Origin of the sequence: Kiloniella sp., assembly GCF_048270245.1 — a bacterium.
Classification (GTDB): domain Bacteria; phylum Pseudomonadota; class Alphaproteobacteria; order Kiloniellales; family Kiloniellaceae; genus Kiloniella.
Map to the genome: position 1 here is coordinate 219,055 of NZ_JBLWTH010000003.1, position 16,473 is coordinate 235,527.

The window sequence follows — 16,473 nt, forward strand, 5'->3', positions numbered from 1 at the left end:
GAGAACTCTATGTACCGCGATAATACACTGGTCCCAGCAGAAGCAACTCGCCTTCTCGCGCTTGGCTTGCTTATGGAAAGCCCCATGAGTTATGCCATGTTGGCCCAAACAGTACGTGGTTTCACCAGTCTTGTCGTTGGTCCATCGCTCGATCTGATTGGTCCCCCGCTAGAAGTCCTAAAAGTCGAAGGACTTGTCAGTCTTGATAAAACTTCAGATGCGGAAACCCTCTCTCTAACATATTCTGGTCAGGAAGAGTTCATTTATCTGATGGGGTCCAACCTTCGCGCACCCATCACAGATATGAGCAAGCTGATTATCGCGATCAAGATGCGCTTGCTCCACCTCGCAGACCAGGCGACACAAACGATGCAGGTAAGCTTGCTTGTTGATATCTATGAAAGACAGCTGAATCGTCTTTTGGAACTAAAGCAAGAATACTCCACGGCAAAAGGTCAATTTGATAACTGGCTTGACCTTGATATCAAACACACAACGGAACAGCTTAGAACTTACGAAGATATGGCCGAAGATATGGCAAAAAGTCTCGCCTAAATCTCATCTCTGCCCTAAATCACACCTAGACCAGGGGGGCCGTTTAAAAACGACACCACGTCCTCGTATAAAAGAGGCATCAAGTTGACGCCTCTTTTAGGAAATAAGTTTTCTTATTTAGAACCGAATTTTAGTCCGCCACATAGCGCGGATAAGTCTTTTTTGATTTTTCAGCAAAATCTATATCAATCTCCGCAGTAACAAACGGATTTTCGGGTGTTGCCGTTGCCATCACATTTCCTTCTGGATCAATGACCCACCCCAACCCGCCGAGATTATCACCATCGTCCTTAGGATTATATAGGTTCGATGATAAGCAATAAGCACCAGAGACAACAGCCGCCGCACGTCCACCCGCAAGCCATTTTTCAGTCGATCCATGCGGGGTTGCCCTTGGCACACACAAAAGATGTGCCTGCTGCTTTGCGTAACTTCTCGCATGCTCAAAGAACCACATCTCGGTACAAATTGTGACGCCGATCCGTACATCATTATACCGTGCCGTAGAAAAAAGTTTGTCCCCCCGATCATACCAAGTCGCTTCCCAGTAATCCTCTTCGTCGGGCAAATTCCATTTATCATGAAATTCAACCAGTTCCTGCTTTTCTTGCCAAAGATATGCACGGTTTCTTCGTCGCGCTAAATCCAGAACAGGTCGCGTACCCATAACCGCTTTTGCGCCAAGTTCGTCAAGGCGATCAATCATTTTTGTATGAGCGTCAACAGCACCAAGCCAAGATTTTGCGTTCGGCTGTCTTGATGCCGCTAACCAAGAAGAAAAGGACATTTCTGGAACCAAAACAAACTCGGAATTATGCTTTTGCACATGATCAGCCAACTTAGAAAAACTGTCTTCAATTTTTTCTATACGATTATCGAACTGGCAAACGGTTACTCTCATTACTCTACTCACTTTTTTGAAAAAAGAGACAGCCCACCTCTACACAAAGCACTGTCGCCATAATTAATAATATGACGCAGTATTACGCGACGCGATGTAAACAAATAGCCATAAAATTGCACACAAATTGATTATTATCTTTCAAAATGATCAAAGAATATCGCATATTGTCAAAATGATAGACAATACAGATCAGAAACTCATAGCCCTTTTACGTCAGGATGCGCGCCAACCCGTCGTATCACTTGCGCACACACTCGGTATTTCTAGGGCAACGGTACAAAACCGTATAGATCGGCTTGTTGCCAAAAAGGTCATTCAGGGTTTTACAATAAAAACATCTGACGCAGATGCCCAAACACCAATTAGAGCACAGGCAAGAATAAAGATGCGATCAAAATCCAACAAGCGGATCATGGCCTATCTTGCTGGACAGACAGAGGTTATCGCCATCCACACCATCAGTGGCCCGTATGATATTCTTGTCGATATTCATACACAGTCACTTGAAAGCTTGGACAGCACCCTAGCTGATATCAGAACCCATGAAGATGTAATGGAAACAGAGACAAATATCCTTCTCGCTACTCACTACCAATAGCAAAAAGTAATGACCGATAGCAAAAGTAATGAATGGAGTAATTCTCTTTATAGAGCGATAAAAAAACCTGCTAAGCAGAGCGGATCGCATTTAGGAAAGTTTCAACTTCGCCACGCAAATTATCAGCTTTGCTATTAAGTTCGCGTGTCGCAGCAGAAACTTGCTCAGATGCTACGCCCGTATCATTTGCCGCCAGACTGACCGATTCAATATTATTAGTGACTTCACCTGCACCATTCGCAGCAAGCTCGATATTTCTAGAAATTTCAGAAGTAGCCGCCCCCTGTTCTTCAACAGCAGAAGCAATGGCAGACGCAATTTGATTAATTTCGTTAATTGTAGAGGTAATAGACTGTATCGCGGTTACCGCACTCTTGGTATCCGATTGTACAGCCTCAATCTGGGATGATATTTGCTCTGTCGCGTTGGCTGTTTGATTCGCCAGATTTTTCACCTCGCTGGCAACAACAGCAAAGCCCTTACCCGCGTCACCAGCACGCGCAGCTTCAATCGTGGCGTTTAGCGCAAGCAGATTAGTCTGTTCTGCAATATCTGAAATGAGGCTCACCACATCCCCGATTTGATCCGCGGTACTTGCTAATCCTTGAATTTGTTGGTCAGTCTTACCAGCTTCGGCAACTGCCTTACTGGTAATCTCAGAAGATTGATTAACCTGCTGGCTAATTTCTTTAATCGAGTAAGACAACTCTTCGGTGGCACTGGCAACCGACTGAACATTGACGGATGCATTTTGGGCCGCGCCTGATACAACAGTTGCACGTTCTTTTGTCCGTTGGGCAATATCAGACATTGATTTTGCCGTGCCTTCCATATCGGAAATCGCGGTTCCCACAGATTCCAGAAGAACGGATACTCCGCTATCAAAATCCTTTGTCAGGGAAGAAATTTTATTTGTACGCTCTTCGCGCATTCGCTGAATCTCTTCCTGTTCTTTGGCCAGCTCTTCCGTTTTGATGATATTGTCTTTGAACACCTGAACAGCCAAAGCCATTTCGCCAACTTCATCGCCGCGCTCAAGTCCAGGAACATCCACATCCTTTTCACCACCCGCCAAGCGTCCCATGACACCGGTCATATGTTTGATAGGCTGTGCAATACCACGTCCCACGAGCATTCCCAGCCCTCCCCCGAGAAGTATCGCAACTACCGTTGCAGAAACAATCACTGTATTGGTGGCTGTTACTGTGTTTTCCGTTTCGGCTTTGAGTTTTTCCAACTGGGCGCGCTCGTTCGTTGCAAAGGCGGTCATCGTTGACCGGAAAGCCGTAAAATACTCTTCGCCCTTTGCCTCGCCAACCAAGTCGGCCATATCATCCATGGTTTTAGCTGACCCAATTTTTCTTCGTAAAGAAATCATGGGTTCAACGACGTTTGCCTGCCATTCTTTGACCGTCGCTTCCAGTTGATTGAGTAGTTCAACCTGATCTTTATTATCTTTGAGTGCGGCTTTAAGATCAGTTGTAATTTTAACCAATTCTTCACTGCCGTCGAAATAAGGCTTTAAGAAATCTTCCTGCCCAGCCAGAAGATACCCACGCATTCCGGTTTCCATATCTACAACAGCTTTAAAAACGGCATTGGCCTGTATAATGACACCATTGGTTTCGTTTACTTCTTTCAACATCTTCCCAACGGAATCTGCGTCCAGCTTCGTAAACATCAAAACGGCGTCTATTTTCTTTTGTCGCTCAGCCCGTTGCGTAACAACCTGCTTAATAAGCCCTTCTATTTGGCTTTGTACCTTTTCAAAATAAACCTTGCCCTTATTCTCTGCGACCAATCGCGCCATATCATTCATAGTTTCTGCATCACCTATTTGACGACGAAGATCTATTGATGGTCCTGTGACAACATCTTGCCATTCCTGCAAAGTCGCTTCGGCTTCACTTAAAAGCGCCAGCTGTTCAGGATTATCACCTACATGATCTTTAAGCTTAGCAATCTTGTCATAAGTTTCTTCTTGCCCCTGTTCATAGGGAGCGAGAAAACTGTCTTGCCCCGCAAGAAGGTACCCCCGCATCGATGTTTGCATATCCACCGCCGAGGCAATAACATCCGTCATCTCTTCTAATGTCGTATGAGCTGATTCAACATTCTCAGTCGCAGTTGAAATATTACCAATAGAGGTAAAGCTCACAAGACTAATAACAACAAGTAAAACCAGAGGAATTGCCACACCAATTAAAATCTTCGGCATGGTCTTTAGAGATGACCACTTCATAGAACTGCTATCCGGGACGTAATTATTTTCTCAAAACCATAATGAATTATAATTACCAAGATATTAATTCTATTTATTAGTTAAATTTGATCTTATATTTTAAGGACGTTGCCAATAAAACGGCGAGCAAAACACCCGATAACGTATACATAAAAATACATCGTCACTTAAAAGCACTACAAATTTAGTAGTCTGTTAATAAAATCAGCTTAATAGTTACATACAATAGTATGTGAAAATGAAAATATTCCTAAATGATAGTAGCTTAAAACATGTAGCCCAAGATGGAGTGTTATATAGTAAAAAATATAAACAGACTGAAGTTAAGTGTAAGTACAAAAATCTTGGGCATCATCACGCTGTGCCTTATATCCCTAATCGGCGTTTCTGGATTTTCGATCTATCAAATGCAACAGATAGGTACTGAGTTAGAGGGGATAGCTGAACGGGATATTCCGCTAACCAACATACTAACAAAAATCACGACCCACCAGCTAGAGCAAACTGTAAGTTATGAGCGCGCGGCAAAATATGGTGAACATCATAAAAATGATCCTCACCTTGGGAAGCTTTACGATAAAGCTAAAAAACACTTCCAAGAATTAACCACACTCATCGATGCAGAAATTATCAAAGGCGAAGAAATTGCTGCAATGGCCATAGCCAATGCGCATGGTGAAGTTCAACGTAAAGAGTTTCAACATGTTCTTGATATATTGAAAAAGATAGAGCAGGAACATCATGACTACGACAAACATGCAAATGAAATATTCGACCTGTTAGAAGCAGGTAAGAGCAAAAAGGCCATCGTTCTCGAAGAGAATTTCGAGAAAGAAGCGGAACAGTTAGTCCATGAACTTGAAGAGCTACTTTTCGAAGTCGAAGATTTCACTGCACGAGCTGCTTTAACCGTTGAACAACATGAAGTATTTGCCCTGCGCGTCCTGATCATACTAACAATTTTCACCCTACTACTCTCTTCCTTAATTTCCTACGTTCTTGTCCGGAAAAGTATAACCTCCCCCTTGGGAAAGGTTGTCGTCGCCATCGAAAATTTGCTAACTGGCGATACCAAAACACCTGTAGAGATTGTCAATAACGATGAAATTGGTAAAGTCGCTGAAGCCCTCAACATCTTTCGGGGAAAACTTGCTGAGAACGAAAAACTTCAAATAGAAGCGGCAGCACAAAAAGAAAGAGCAGAAAAAGCAGAAGAACAAGCACGACTTGATATGGCGCAAAATCTTGAAGACACTGTCGGACATGTCATTCAATCCGTCGCAGCCGCAGCCACAGAAATGAATTCATCTGCCGAATCTCTAAGTACAATCGCTAAATCCACAGACACACAAGCATTGGCCGTCGCGTCTGCTTCGGATCAGGCTTCACAGAATGTGCAAACTGTAGCCTCTGCAACGGAAGAGCTTTCCTATTCTGTTCAGGAAATTACGCGCCAGATAAATGAATCATCCACGATTACAGAACAAGCTGTCTCTGAAGGGGAAAGTGCTAATTCTACGGTCCAAGGCATGGCTGAGATGGCCGATCGTATTGGTTCTGTCGTCAGCCTCATCAACGACATTGCAGAACAGACTAACCTGCTTGCATTGAATGCGACTATCGAAGCCGCACGCGCAGGTGAAGCAGGGAAAGGTTTTGCAGTTGTTGCCAGTGAAGTTAAAAATCTTGCAAATCAAACCGCCAAAGCAACTCAGGAGATTTCTGAACAAATCGCAGAAATGCAGAACGTTGCTGGTAATACAGCTGAAGCCATTAGCCATATCAGCACAACCATCAACAAAGTGAACGATATCACCAAACAAATCGCCAGTGTTGTACAAGAACAAGAAGCAGCAACTCAGGAAATTTCACTTAACATTCAACAAGCATCACAAGGCACGCAAGAAGTTTCGAACAGTATATCAGAGGTCAAAAACGGAGCGTCACAAACAGAAACAAATGCACAGGAAGTTTTATCCGCAACCAGTGAGCTATCATTACAATCAAACGTTCTCAATACGGAAATAGATAAGTTCCTCATGAACCTGAGATCAGCGTAGATGACTCAAGAACTTAAAGTGCCACCGACCATGGATACCGATTTTACCTGAGCATAAATATCTTGCCCCACCTTAAAATCAAACTTCCGTAGTGACCGTTGTGTGATACGAGCTAAAAATTTTGCGCCATGCTGATGTCGATGCCCGATAGACAAAAGCAAATTACACCGGGCACCATCCAACAAATGTATATCCAGAATACGGACTGGAAAGACATTCAGAATGGTCGTTTCAGACGGTTGGTTTATCGCGAGGCTTACGTCATTTGCAGCAATCGAAATTCGATGTTTACTTCCGACATCACCCAAAACACCCGGAATCAAAATCTTCCCGCCATCAACAATCGTTTCGGTAATCCTGTCAGTTTCCGAGAAAGACATAACCTCGACATCAATTACCGAAGATGTCTTTGATCCTTTAGCGATAAACAGAGCCGGGTCAGACAAAACTTCGCTTAACGGCCCATTTGAAATAACCTTTCCCTGATCCATAAGAACCATGTAATCCGCCAACCTTTCAACCTCTTCGGTATCGTGACTGACAAATATTACGGGAATATCAAGAGCCTTAAACAGACGATCCAAATAAGGAATAATTTCGTTTTTACTGAATTTATCCAGCGCTGCCAAAGGTTCATCCATCAACAACAACTCTGGTCCTGATAACAAAGCCCGACCGATAGCAACACGTTGACGTTCGCCGCCAGACAGGTGATGGGTCGAACGGTCCAACAGCTCTTCCAGCCCTAAAAGGTCGATAAGATCATCTATGGGAACAATATCAGATCGCCCCCCTGCCCTTTTCTTTCCAAAAACCAAGTTTTCATACACAGACAGATGCGGAAACAAGCTGGCGTCCTGAAAGACAAAACCGACAGGCCTTTTATACGTTGGCAAAAAATGATCTTCATCATGCCAGACTTGTCCTTTAATAGACAAAAACCCACAATCTGTTTCTGACAGGCCAGCTAAACATCGCAAGACAGTTGTTTTGCCACACCCTGATCGACCAAACAGGGCAGTAACCCCACGCGCAGGTAATTCGAATGCAACCGAAAGATCAAATTGATCCAAGGGGCCGGAAAATTGCGCAACAATGCCATTATTTTTTAAATCAGAATCTTTAATATTAATCATCGCAAACGGCGCCCCAGTTTTTTCTCTAGAACCATCATGCTCAGGATAACAAGGAACGAGAAGACAAGAAGCCCCGCCGAGAGAATATGCGCCTGTCCCCATTCCAGCGCCTCAACATGATCATAGATGGCAACCGAAAGTACCTTGGTCTCACCGGGGATGTTCCCCCCAATCATCAAGATAACCCCGAATTCCCCAACTGTATGTGCAAAGCCAAGGACGGCACCCGTTAATAGGCCCGGTCTGGCCATAGGTAATGCGACAGAAAAAAAACTATCCAACCGCGATGCCCGTAAGGTCGCCGCAACTTCCAGCGGGCGATCTCCAATTGCTTCAAAAGCATTCCGGATTGGCTGGATTACAAATGGCATGGAATAGATAACTGACCCAACAACCAGCCCTGCAAAGGTAAAAGGTAAAGCCCTGCCAAAGATTTCTGTTGTAATCTGCCCAATGGGGCTATCCGGGCCAAGAGCAATCAACAAATAAAACCCCATAACAGTCGGCGGCAGGACAATTGGCAAAGCAACAACCGTTGCTACACCTTCTTTCCACCAGGCTTTGGATCGGGCCAACCACCAAGCGACGGGTGTCCCCAACACCAGCAAGATAACTGTTGTGATAAAAGCCAGCTTTACAGTGATCCAAATAGGATCCCACATATATAAAACTCCCCCGGAAAGGCTTCGTTGGTGTTATTAAGTTTCACTTTGGCTCAAGAGTGTACCCGAATTTTGTAATGATAACAGCTGCATCTCTACTTTTCAGATAATCCATAAAAGCCAGAGCAGCCTCATTAAGCTGTCCCCTTTTCAGAAGAACAGCATCTTGGCCCAAAGGCTCGTAATCTTCTGGGGGAACAAGCCAATGTTGGCCTGATGCACTCCCCAAAACCTGAGCATAGGCAACCACAGCTAGTTCCGCATTGCCTGTGTATGCGAACTGATAGGTCTGGGCGATATTCTCGCCATAAACTGTCTTGCCTTGGACCTGATCATAAACGCCCAGCTTTTTAAGGTACTGTTCTGCGGCAAGGCCGTAAGGTGCGGTTTTGGGGTTGGCAACGGCAAGGCGGGTTATCTTGTCCCCGGTCACCAGTTTTGCAACATCTTCGTTGCTCAGTTTTCTACTATTGAAAAGTTCATTATGTCGCGACCAAAGCGCAATCTGCCCATAGGCATAGGTAAACCGGGAAGATAAAACACCATGACCTTCGTCTTCCAATTTACGGGGGCGTGCGCGATCGGCAGCAAGAAAGATTTCAAAAGGAGCACCATGAAGAATTTGCGCATATAGCTTGCCCGTTGAACCAAAGGAAAGAACGGCTTCGTGGCCTGTGCTTTCCCTAAAGTCCTGCGCAAGTTCCTTTGCAGCCGCCGTAAAATTGGCCGCAACAGCAACATTAACACGCTCGGCCCAGACCGGCGAAATTCCGAGTATCATTCCCCAGATAAGAACAGGAACAGAAAGATAATAGGCGAGGTGTTTTTTCATCGTGCCCAAATCGCTTAACCAGATCGCGTAAATAGTCTTTATCTCTTATCTATCCCCACCAAAGGCCGTTAACACCAGTTGATTGAATAGTGTTACCAGTGCTTAAAACAGATGCTGACCACCTGTTACGAAAATTTCGGTTCCTGTAACGTATCCAAAATTTGGTGTACAGAGTTGATAAACAGCGGATGCAACTTCGCTTGGCTCGCCCATTCGGTTCATCGGAATTCTTGGGATCAGAGCTTCGTATTCCTCGCCAATCATTGCCGTTTCAATTTCGCCCGGCGCGACCGCATTAACACGCACCCCAAACTGGGCAAACTCAACAGCAAGTTCCCGCGTAAGCGCAGAAAGCGCAGACTTGGATGTTGAATAAGCAGATCCAGCAAAGGGATGAACCCCGTGTCCGGCAATCGATGTAATATTAACAACCGCCCCTTCTCCTCGGCCCAACGCGGACGCAAACCCGCGGCACAGCATCAAGGGAGTAAAGAAGTTCAGCTCAAAGACTTCCCGCCAAGTATCGACATCCCCATTAAGACAACCAAGTCTTTCTTTATAAGACGTTTTTGGGGACACAGCAGCATTGTTAACCAAGGCATGAATAGGTTCACCATCCAGAATTTCGTTCGCACGGTCGATAAAACTCTGGGTACTCGCTGTATCGTTTAGGTCTGTGACAATATGATCTGCCCAGTTCGGATCTCGCTTACAGTGCTCGGGAACATCTTCGCGAGAACAAGTGATCACTTTCCAGTTTCTCTGACTGAAATACTGAACCGTCGCATGGCCAATACCCCGACTTGCACCGGTCAAGATCAAGGTTTTACGGGTATCTGAATTATTGGCATCAGCACCGTTAGTATCAGCATTGTTATTGGAACGATTATTCATAACGTCCGATTTTCCTTCACCCTGCATTTGCAGTCTCTTCGCCGGGGGTGGCGCGTTTCTTTTTCTTCAATATCTTCTTGTGTACTTCTATCCCGTAAGGTTCCTGCAGAACGATAATCTCTGCATGCGGATATATCTGACAGATTTCTTGATCAACCTCTTCTGCAATATCATAGGATTGCGCCAAACTAATGGCACCATCCAGTTCCATATGAAATTGAATAAAAAGGTCTGGCCCTGATATTCTGGTCCTGATGTCGTGCACGCCTAGCACCTCTTCGTGAGCCAAAATCAGACTTTTAATCCTAGCACGCTCACCATCATCCAATTCCCGATCCATCAGCATATCCAGCGCTTTTTTCAAAACGCCCCATGCATAGGTAAGAATATACAGCGAAATTGCCAAGGCAAACACCGGATCAATCCAAGGAAGATCGAAATAAAAACCTAGAACCAACGCCAGAATAACAACACCATTCACAACCATGTCGCCAACATAATGCAGGGCATCAGCCTGAATAGCTACCGACCCTGTTTCCTTAACAACATAGTGTTGATATCTGGTCAGGGCAAAAGTGGTTAGAATAGAGAAAATCATAACCCCAATCCCGACGCTGCTGTTCTCAACAACATGCTGGCTTGAAAATCTTTCTCCTGCCTGCAAGATAAGGAAAATAGCCGATCCAGCAATAAAGGCGGCCTGAGCCAAGGCGGCCAAGCCCTCGGCTTTACCATGCCCAAAACGGTGTTCATTATCCGCTGGCGTCAGGGCGTGCCTGATGGCGAGAAGGTTTAAAAGAGAAGCCCCTGCATCCAGAAGTGAATCAACCAATGTGGTTAAAACGGAAACCGACCCTGTATAGGCCCAAGCTGATAGTTTTGCAGCAATCAAGATTAAAGCAGCAGTAACAGCCGCATAGCCAGCCCGCTGCATCAACTGTGCAGTTCGTTGCCGATGTTCTTGCGGGCTTAACTTCTTGGCGTTATCGACCATGGAATCGGTTCACTATGCCTACCTATGGGAAAAGTCGTTCAGTGTTCCACTGCCCAGTTTGTTTTATATCCTCTGTCGAATAGACCAATCGGTCGTGCAATCTAAAAGGGCCATCCTGCCAAAATTCAATACGTGTAGGACAAACGCGGAACCCCGACCAGTGTGGTGGGCGCGGTACTTTACCAAGGCCATACTTTGCCGCGTACTTAGCAACTCTTTTCTCAAGCTCAAAGCGCCCTTCAAGCGGGCGGGACTGATCACTGGCCCAGGCACCGATCTGGCTTTGTTTTGGCCTGCTTGCAAAATATTCGTCAGCTTCTTCGGGTGTTACCTGCTCGACAAGACCCTCGATACGAACCGATCGACGAACCGATTTCCAATGGAACATCAAGGCAGCCTTGGGATGTGCAAGCAACTGTTCACCCTTTCGGCTTTCATAGTTTGTATAAAACACAAAACCTTGGCGGTCCCAATCTTTGAGCAAAACCATCCGCGACGAAGGCATTCCAGTTGCATCAACCGTCGACAAGCTCATCGCTGTCGGGTCATTGAGTTCTTTTTCCTCGGCCTCTTTTAGCCAAACGTCAAAAACATCATAGGGATCAGAAGGAGTATTATCGCGGATCATAATAAAAACAGCCTTTTAGCGAGAAACCATACGCAAAAATAATATTAAAATGCTTTATCAGAACAAGATGAAGGTCACAACAGCATAGCGTGCGACATCTTTGTTAAAACCTTGCTCGAATAAATAATCAGTGCAAAACGCAATCACGAACACAGATATGTCACAGAAAAGATCTTGGGGTCATAATAGTGCCTCAATTATCTTTTAACTGATATGTTGAAACTTAAGCAACTGTGTGTGAAAGAACAAGATACCGTTAGCATTCTTATACATTCATTGCAGATAATAACTACACAGAGAGCAAGACGATGAAAGTCAAAGCAAGTATAGCAGCCCTATTGATAGCCTTGTCGACGACAGCCTGTTCAAACGATACTGGAATTAAACAAACCGTAGGTGGTTTAGGTGGCGCTCTGGCTGGTGGCTTACTCGGCGCTCAATTTGGTAAAGGTTCTGGCCAAATCGTCGCTGCCGCTGCTGGCGCTGTTGTCGGCGGCTTCTTAGGGAGTGAAGTTGGTCGCTATATGGACGACGAAGACAAACGCAAAGCAGATACCGCTTACAATCGTGCCCAAACGGCACCTGTTGGGCAGACTATCGCATGGAATAACCCTGATTCAGGAAATTCCGGAACCGTGACACCTGTCCGCGACGGCACCTCTTCCGAAGGAAAATACTGCCGTGAATATCAGCAGACGGTGGTTATTGGTGGAAAAACCGAAGAAGCCTATGGCACAGCTTGTCGCCAAGAAGATGGCTCTTGGGAAATCCAGTAGATACACGCTTAAAAGCAAAACAAACTTCAAAAGCCCTGCTCTGTGCAGGGCTTTTGTGTATTCAGCTCAATCAAAGGTCCAGATACCAGACAATAAGCTTTACCGCCCAATCACCAAACTTAAGAGGGATTTCTTTCTCCCCCTTTTAAACTTATGTTTAATTTATTACATTAGCGTAGCACAAACGTGTATAACACGGCTTATGTATTACCTTTATAATGTTTGAATGGTTTCATCCTCGACAATGAAAGACCTCTATCAAATCCTCGGCACCAGCAGGACCGCTTCGGATGCGGAAATTAAATCTGCATACCGTAAGCTCGCAAAAAAATACCATCCCGATCTTAATCCGGATGACAAGGCAATTGAGCAAAAGTTTAAAGAGGTATCACAGGCTTATGGCATTCTTGGCAATGCCGAGAAAAAGCAACAGTATGATCGCGGCGAGATTGATGCTTCCGGCCAACAACAAAACCCTTTCCATTCTGGCTATACCCAGCAAGGTCATCCAAGAAGTGGTGCCGCAGGCCAAGGTGGTGGTGGCGGCTTTGATTTTGGCCAGGAAATGGATATCGGAGATATCTTTTCCGATTTATTCGGTGGCCGAAGACAAGGCCCACGTGGTGCCGGTGCGGGTGCCAGAGGTGGCGTACCAAAACGCAAAGGCAGCGATGTAAAATACGAATGCAGCGTTAACTTTGTCGAAGCAGCAGCTGGCGCAAAGAAACGCATTAACCTAGCCGATGGAAAAACACTGAATGTTACCATTCCACCGGGAACTGATAACAAACAGGTTCTGCGCCTGAAAAATCAGGGATTGCCCGGAAAGGGTGGCGCACCAAATGGTGATGCACTGGTTGAAATTAAAATCGAAGCCCACCCGATGTTCACGCGTAAGGGCTATGATGTACATCTTGATGTCCCCATTACCCTTATGGAAGCGGTCGAAGGAACAACCCTCACCGTGCCAACCGTAACAGGCAAAGTAAAAGTAAAGGTTCCCGCAGACTCAAACACGGGCACCACTTTACGCCTAAAAGGTAAAGGTATTGATGACATCAAAGGGCACAACCGAGGGGATCAGTTGATCCGTCTGATGGTTACCTTGCCGAAAGAAACAGATAAAGAGCTTCGAGACTTCTTGCGCAACTGGGCAAAGTCAAAAGATTATGACCCACGCAAAGATACAGGTATTTTTGATTAACCGCATTTTGACTAACCGAAGCAATAGAGACACAACTTGCATTCAAAGCGTGTAACGCCTAAATAGTGCCGCTGAGATTACTTGCCCAGCAACGCAAGGCTAATACGGCTTTGGACAAAGGACCCAAAAAGCATGAAAACCTTTGATGAAATCGTCATTGATCAAGATGTCAGTGGTTCAGAACTATCCAACTGGATCGAAAGCAACTGGGTCATGCCAACTCAGGAAGACGGAACCCTCATTTTCACTGATGATGATGAGCAACGCGTAAAGCTTTTGCGCGAACTTATTCACGAAATTGGGGCTAATTATGAATCCATGCCCGTCATCCTTCGCAGTATGGATCAGGTTTATAACCTGCGTAAACTACTCGGCGCTCTGGCCTCTGCAATACAGGAACTGCCCGCAGATGCCCGCCAGGATCTTGAAGATATTATTCGGAACCAAGGTTTATAAACTAATTGAGGTTAAACCGTCCTTAATTTCAAATTAAAAATTAGCAAAACAAAGGCGTCTCATATGAGACGCCTTTGTTTTATCGCGAAAGCCAGCAGGATACAGCCTTAGATATCTTGGCCCCTCGTACGAGCCCTATTCTTTCAGTTCGCTATATACAAACTCAATCTACTCAGCTTTTTGTAAAATCTCTTTAAGACTTTTATCCCGAATATCTTTGGGGTTTTCTTCCAGAACATCAAGAACGTCCCGAACCCCTTCGGGCCAGTTACGCTTGGGGTCATAGTTCAGATCCATTTCCCGGAGAAGATCGCCCAGCGTCATGGTTTCAAGGTCACGGCAAAGCACCCATCGTCCACGCCCCGTACGTTCAGCAATATGCATATCTTTCAAATCAGATAAAACTTCTGCTGTTGCCTGTAGGTCCGCAGGAAGACCCCGCATCATGACGGTCTCTTTCAAAGTTGCCCCAACCCTTCCGGCGCCCTCCAGTTTTTGCAATAGAGCTATCGCCAAAGACAATCGGTCACCGATCCCCTCGCGTTTAATATCCTTACGCAATGCAGCACGTCTTTCCGGTAAAGCCGCTGTAATCTCTGCCCCAAGCAGAACAACAACCCAAGAGAGATACATCCAGATTAGGAATATTGGGATCGTGGCCAGTGCGCCGTAAATGGCCTGGTATGACGGAAAATATTGTAAATAAAGCCCAAAGCCACGTTTCAGTAGCTCGAACAACATTGTCGAAACGACCCCGCCAACCAAGGCATGAGAGAACAAAACAGGACGATTGGGAACCACGAGATACAAAACAGTAAAAGCGATACAGCCCAGAACAACTGGTGCAAGTAACGTAACCAATGAACTCGTACGCCCCGATTGATCCGCCAGTTCGGCAATCGCAAAACCATAACTCGACACTGTTAAGGACGCCCCCAACATCAACGGCCCAAGTGTTAAAAGTGCCCAATAGACCAAAATCAGATTGAAAATTGGGCGGCGTTCCTGCACTCGCCAAATACTATTAAAGGAATTAGAGATCGTATAAAGCAGCATAATTGCCGTCACAGCCAACGCCAGAACACCGATTGTAGTCATGTTCTTTGCATTGTCGACAAAGGCGTTCAACTGTTCACTGATTTCAATTTCGGCTGAAGGTAAAAGATTATTAAAGAGAGTCGCTTGTAATTCGCCTCTGGAATCTTCAAATCCGGGAAAGGCCGAAAGCAGAGCTAATGCAATCGTCATCATCGGCACGATTGCCAAAAGGGATGAATAGCTTAACGATGCGGCCACCCGTGTTCCGTTGTCTTTTCCAAAGCGTTTAAAGACATAACCAAGGAAAAGAATTGCATTATTCAGATTCTCTTTTTGAAATACCGCGCTCAGTGTCATTAACAAACGCCGATTTTTCGAATCTACCATCTAAAGTTGCCCTCAAATTCAACCATTTTGACATTTCTTGTTAACTATCGCTGGCAGAAAGCGAAATTCCCAGCTAAAAGTCAGAAAAAGTATTCTACATGTCGCCAAATCTTTGACCAATCCCGGCAATGTTGTAGGATGCTTCACTTTTTATTTTCCAGGACAATCTCACAGTGAGGAACCCGATGTCCAACCCACAACCGTTGATGGCTGGTAAACGCGGCCTAGTAATGGGCGTTGCCAATGACCGCTCTATCGCCTGGGGGATCGCCAAGGCGGTTGCTGATCAAGGCGCAGAACTGGCTTTCACCTATCAGGGCGATGCCTTGAAAAAGCGTGTTGCGCCGCTCGCAGAATCAGTTAATTCCGATATTCTTTTACAGTGTGACGTTACCGATGACGCCAGCGTCAAAGCTGTTTTTAAAGAAATTGAAGAAAAATGGGGCAAGATGGATTTTTTGATCCACGCGATTGCCTATGCTGATAAAGAAGAACTCAAAGGTAAGTATCTTAATACAAGCCGTGAAAACTTCCTACAGAGCATGGATATTTCCTGTTATTCCTTTACCTCAATTGCTCAGCACGCTGCGCCATTGATGACCGAAGGCGGTAGCATGGTCACATTGACCTATTATGGTGCTGAACAGGTTATGCCGCATTACAATGTTATGGGCGTTGCCAAAGCTGCGCTTGAAGCATCTGTGCGTTATCTGGCTGATGACCTTGGCCCAGATAACATCCGTGTTAACGCCATTTCTGCAGGCCCAATCAAAACGCTTGCTGCTTCCGGTATTGGTGATTTCCGTCATATTCTGAAATGGAATGAGCTAAATTCTCCGATGCAACGTAATGTAAGCATTGAACAAGTTGGCGGCGCAGGTCTTTACCTGCTGTCTGATATGTCCGGCGGTGTAACGGGTGAAATTCACCATGTTGATTCCGGCTATCACGTCGTCGGTATGATGAATGTTGACAAAGCCCAAGAGCTTTCTGAATTGCTGAGTAATTTTAACCCGCAATCTTAAATCTCTGCTGAAAAGCAATATATGAAAAGGGAGCGCGGCTGAGCTGCCGCTCCCTTTTTAATTCAAACGATCTAACGCTGCG

The 16,473-nt window shown here is 45.3% G+C and carries 16 protein-coding genes; 7 read left to right on the top strand and 9 right to left on the bottom strand.

What is annotated here, in order from left to right; all coding sequences use genetic code 11:
• The first annotated feature begins 9 nt into the window (after positions 1–9).
• On the top strand, positions 10–555 hold the full coding sequence (locus ACN0W5_RS08790) for a hypothetical protein (protein ID WP_417453773.1): 546 nt from the start codon (positions 10–12) through the stop codon (positions 553–555).
• Positions 556–685: 130 nt separating this feature from the next.
• Here ACN0W5_RS08790 and ACN0W5_RS08795 read toward each other — a convergent pair whose 3' ends face one another.
• The gene (locus ACN0W5_RS08795) at positions 686–1,456 is read right to left on the bottom strand and encodes a carbon-nitrogen hydrolase family protein (RefSeq protein WP_417453774.1); all 771 of its coding nucleotides are present in this window, start codon (positions 1,454–1,456) and stop codon (positions 686–688) included.
• A gap of 175 nt (positions 1,457–1,631) precedes the next feature.
• Between ACN0W5_RS08795 and ACN0W5_RS08800 the strand changes: the two genes are divergently transcribed.
• Positions 1,632–2,057 (top strand): Lrp/AsnC family transcriptional regulator, encoded by a 426-nt coding sequence (locus ACN0W5_RS08800; protein WP_417453775.1) that lies wholly within the window; start codon positions 1,632–1,634, stop codon positions 2,055–2,057.
• A gap of 70 nt (positions 2,058–2,127) precedes the next feature.
• On the opposite strand, the gene ACN0W5_RS08805 is transcribed toward ACN0W5_RS08800, so the two are convergent.
• Positions 2,128–4,299, bottom strand: a complete 2,172-nt coding sequence (locus ACN0W5_RS08805) for a CHASE3 domain-containing protein (protein WP_417453776.1) — start codon at positions 4,297–4,299, stop codon at positions 2,128–2,130.
• 407 nt (positions 4,300–4,706) lie between these two features.
• On the opposite strand from ACN0W5_RS08805, the gene ACN0W5_RS08810 reads away from it, so the two are divergent.
• Entirely contained in the window at positions 4,707–6,359 is a 1,653-nt protein-coding gene (locus tag ACN0W5_RS08810; protein ID WP_417453777.1) for a methyl-accepting chemotaxis protein, read from the top strand.
• 5 nt (positions 6,360–6,364) lie between these two features.
• Here ACN0W5_RS08810 and modC read toward each other — a convergent pair whose 3' ends face one another.
• The 6 genes from modC to pdxH all read right to left on the bottom strand — a co-directional run bounded on the left by modC (position 6,365) and on the right by pdxH (position 11,505).
• Positions 6,365–7,495, bottom strand: a complete 1,131-nt coding sequence (gene modC / locus ACN0W5_RS08815) for a molybdenum ABC transporter ATP-binding protein (RefSeq protein ID WP_417453778.1) — start codon at positions 7,493–7,495, stop codon at positions 6,365–6,367.
• Entirely contained in the window at positions 7,492–8,157 is a 666-nt protein-coding gene (gene modB / locus ACN0W5_RS08820; RefSeq protein ID WP_417432656.1) for a molybdate ABC transporter permease subunit, read from the bottom strand. Before modB ends, modC begins: the two co-directional genes overlap by 4 nt.
• A 43-nt stretch (positions 8,158–8,200) precedes the next feature.
• A complete protein-coding gene (modA, locus tag ACN0W5_RS08825) occupies positions 8,201–8,989 on the bottom strand; it encodes a molybdate ABC transporter substrate-binding protein (protein WP_417453779.1) in 789 nt (262 codons plus the stop codon).
• A gap of 102 nt (positions 8,990–9,091) precedes the next feature.
• Entirely contained in the window at positions 9,092–9,883 is a 792-nt protein-coding gene (locus tag ACN0W5_RS08830; RefSeq protein WP_417453780.1) for an SDR family NAD(P)-dependent oxidoreductase, read from the bottom strand.
• 16 nt (positions 9,884–9,899) lie between these two features.
• On the bottom strand, positions 9,900–10,877 hold the full coding sequence (locus ACN0W5_RS08835; protein ID WP_417453781.1) for a cation diffusion facilitator family transporter: 978 nt from the start codon (positions 10,875–10,877) through the stop codon (positions 9,900–9,902).
• 22 nt (positions 10,878–10,899) lie between these two features.
• Entirely contained in the window at positions 10,900–11,505 is a 606-nt protein-coding gene (gene pdxH / locus ACN0W5_RS08840) for a pyridoxamine 5'-phosphate oxidase (RefSeq protein WP_417453782.1), read from the bottom strand.
• 308 nt (positions 11,506–11,813) lie between these two features.
• Between pdxH and ACN0W5_RS08845 the strand changes: the two genes are divergently transcribed.
• The 3 genes from ACN0W5_RS08845 to ACN0W5_RS08855 all read left to right on the top strand — a co-directional run bounded on the left by ACN0W5_RS08845 (position 11,814) and on the right by ACN0W5_RS08855 (position 13,941).
• Entirely contained in the window at positions 11,814–12,281 is a 468-nt protein-coding gene (locus ACN0W5_RS08845) for an RT0821/Lpp0805 family surface protein (protein ID WP_299372798.1), read from the top strand.
• Positions 12,282–12,525: 244 nt separating this feature from the next.
• A complete protein-coding gene (locus ACN0W5_RS08850) occupies positions 12,526–13,485 on the top strand; it encodes a DnaJ C-terminal domain-containing protein (protein ID WP_417453783.1) in 960 nt (319 codons plus the stop codon).
• 132 nt (positions 13,486–13,617) lie between these two features.
• Positions 13,618–13,941 carry a hypothetical protein gene (locus tag ACN0W5_RS08855; protein ID WP_417453784.1) on the top strand — a complete coding sequence of 108 codons (324 nt, stop codon included), beginning with the start codon at positions 13,618–13,620 and terminating at the stop codon, positions 13,939–13,941.
• A gap of 168 nt (positions 13,942–14,109) precedes the next feature.
• Here the strand turns inward: ACN0W5_RS08855 and ACN0W5_RS08860 are convergent, their stop codons facing one another.
• Positions 14,110–15,366 carry a YihY family inner membrane protein gene (locus ACN0W5_RS08860; protein WP_417453785.1) on the bottom strand — a complete coding sequence of 419 codons (1,257 nt, stop codon included), beginning with the start codon at positions 15,364–15,366 and terminating at the stop codon, positions 14,110–14,112.
• A 185-nt stretch (positions 15,367–15,551) separates the two neighbouring features.
• Here ACN0W5_RS08860 and fabI point away from each other — a divergent pair, with 185 nt between their 5' ends.
• Positions 15,552–16,391 carry an enoyl-ACP reductase FabI gene (gene fabI / locus ACN0W5_RS08865; protein ID WP_299372813.1) on the top strand — a complete coding sequence of 280 codons (840 nt, stop codon included), beginning with the start codon at positions 15,552–15,554 and terminating at the stop codon, positions 16,389–16,391.
• Positions 16,392–16,473 lie beyond the last annotated feature (82 nt).

Excerpts from the sequence above, each read along its gene's own strand:
- ACN0W5_RS08790 (WP_417453773.1), top strand. The coding sequence starts at position 10 with ATGTACCGCGATAATACACTGGTCCCAGCAGAAGCAACTCGCCTTCTC.
- ACN0W5_RS08795 (WP_417453774.1), bottom strand. The coding sequence starts at position 1,456 with ATGAGAGTAACCGTTTGCCAGTTCGATAATCGTATAGAAAAAATTGAA.
- ACN0W5_RS08800 (WP_417453775.1), top strand. The coding sequence starts at position 1,632 with ATGATAGACAATACAGATCAGAAACTCATAGCCCTTTTACGTCAGGAT.
- ACN0W5_RS08805 (WP_417453776.1), bottom strand. The coding sequence starts at position 4,299 with ATGAAGTGGTCATCTCTAAAGACCATGCCGAAGATTTTAATTGGTGTG.
- ACN0W5_RS08810 (WP_417453777.1), top strand. The coding sequence starts at position 4,707 with ATGCAACAGATAGGTACTGAGTTAGAGGGGATAGCTGAACGGGATATT.
- modC (WP_417453778.1), bottom strand. The coding sequence starts at position 7,495 with ATGATTAATATTAAAGATTCTGATTTAAAAAATAATGGCATTGTTGCG.
- modB (WP_417432656.1), bottom strand. The coding sequence starts at position 8,157 with ATGTGGGATCCTATTTGGATCACTGTAAAGCTGGCTTTTATCACAACA.
- modA (WP_417453779.1), bottom strand. The coding sequence starts at position 8,989 with ATGAAAAAACACCTCGCCTATTATCTTTCTGTTCCTGTTCTTATCTGG.
- ACN0W5_RS08830 (WP_417453780.1), bottom strand. The coding sequence starts at position 9,883 with ATGAATAATCGTTCCAATAACAATGCTGATACTAACGGTGCTGATGCC.
- ACN0W5_RS08835 (WP_417453781.1), bottom strand. The coding sequence starts at position 10,877 with ATGGTCGATAACGCCAAGAAGTTAAGCCCGCAAGAACATCGGCAACGA.
- pdxH (WP_417453782.1), bottom strand. The coding sequence starts at position 11,505 with ATGATCCGCGATAATACTCCTTCTGATCCCTATGATGTTTTTGACGTT.
- ACN0W5_RS08845 (WP_299372798.1), top strand. The coding sequence starts at position 11,814 with ATGAAAGTCAAAGCAAGTATAGCAGCCCTATTGATAGCCTTGTCGACG.
- ACN0W5_RS08850 (WP_417453783.1), top strand. The coding sequence starts at position 12,526 with ATGAAAGACCTCTATCAAATCCTCGGCACCAGCAGGACCGCTTCGGAT.
- ACN0W5_RS08855 (WP_417453784.1), top strand. The coding sequence starts at position 13,618 with ATGAAAACCTTTGATGAAATCGTCATTGATCAAGATGTCAGTGGTTCA.
- ACN0W5_RS08860 (WP_417453785.1), bottom strand. The coding sequence starts at position 15,366 with ATGGTAGATTCGAAAAATCGGCGTTTGTTAATGACACTGAGCGCGGTA.
- fabI (WP_299372813.1), top strand. The coding sequence starts at position 15,552 with ATGTCCAACCCACAACCGTTGATGGCTGGTAAACGCGGCCTAGTAATG.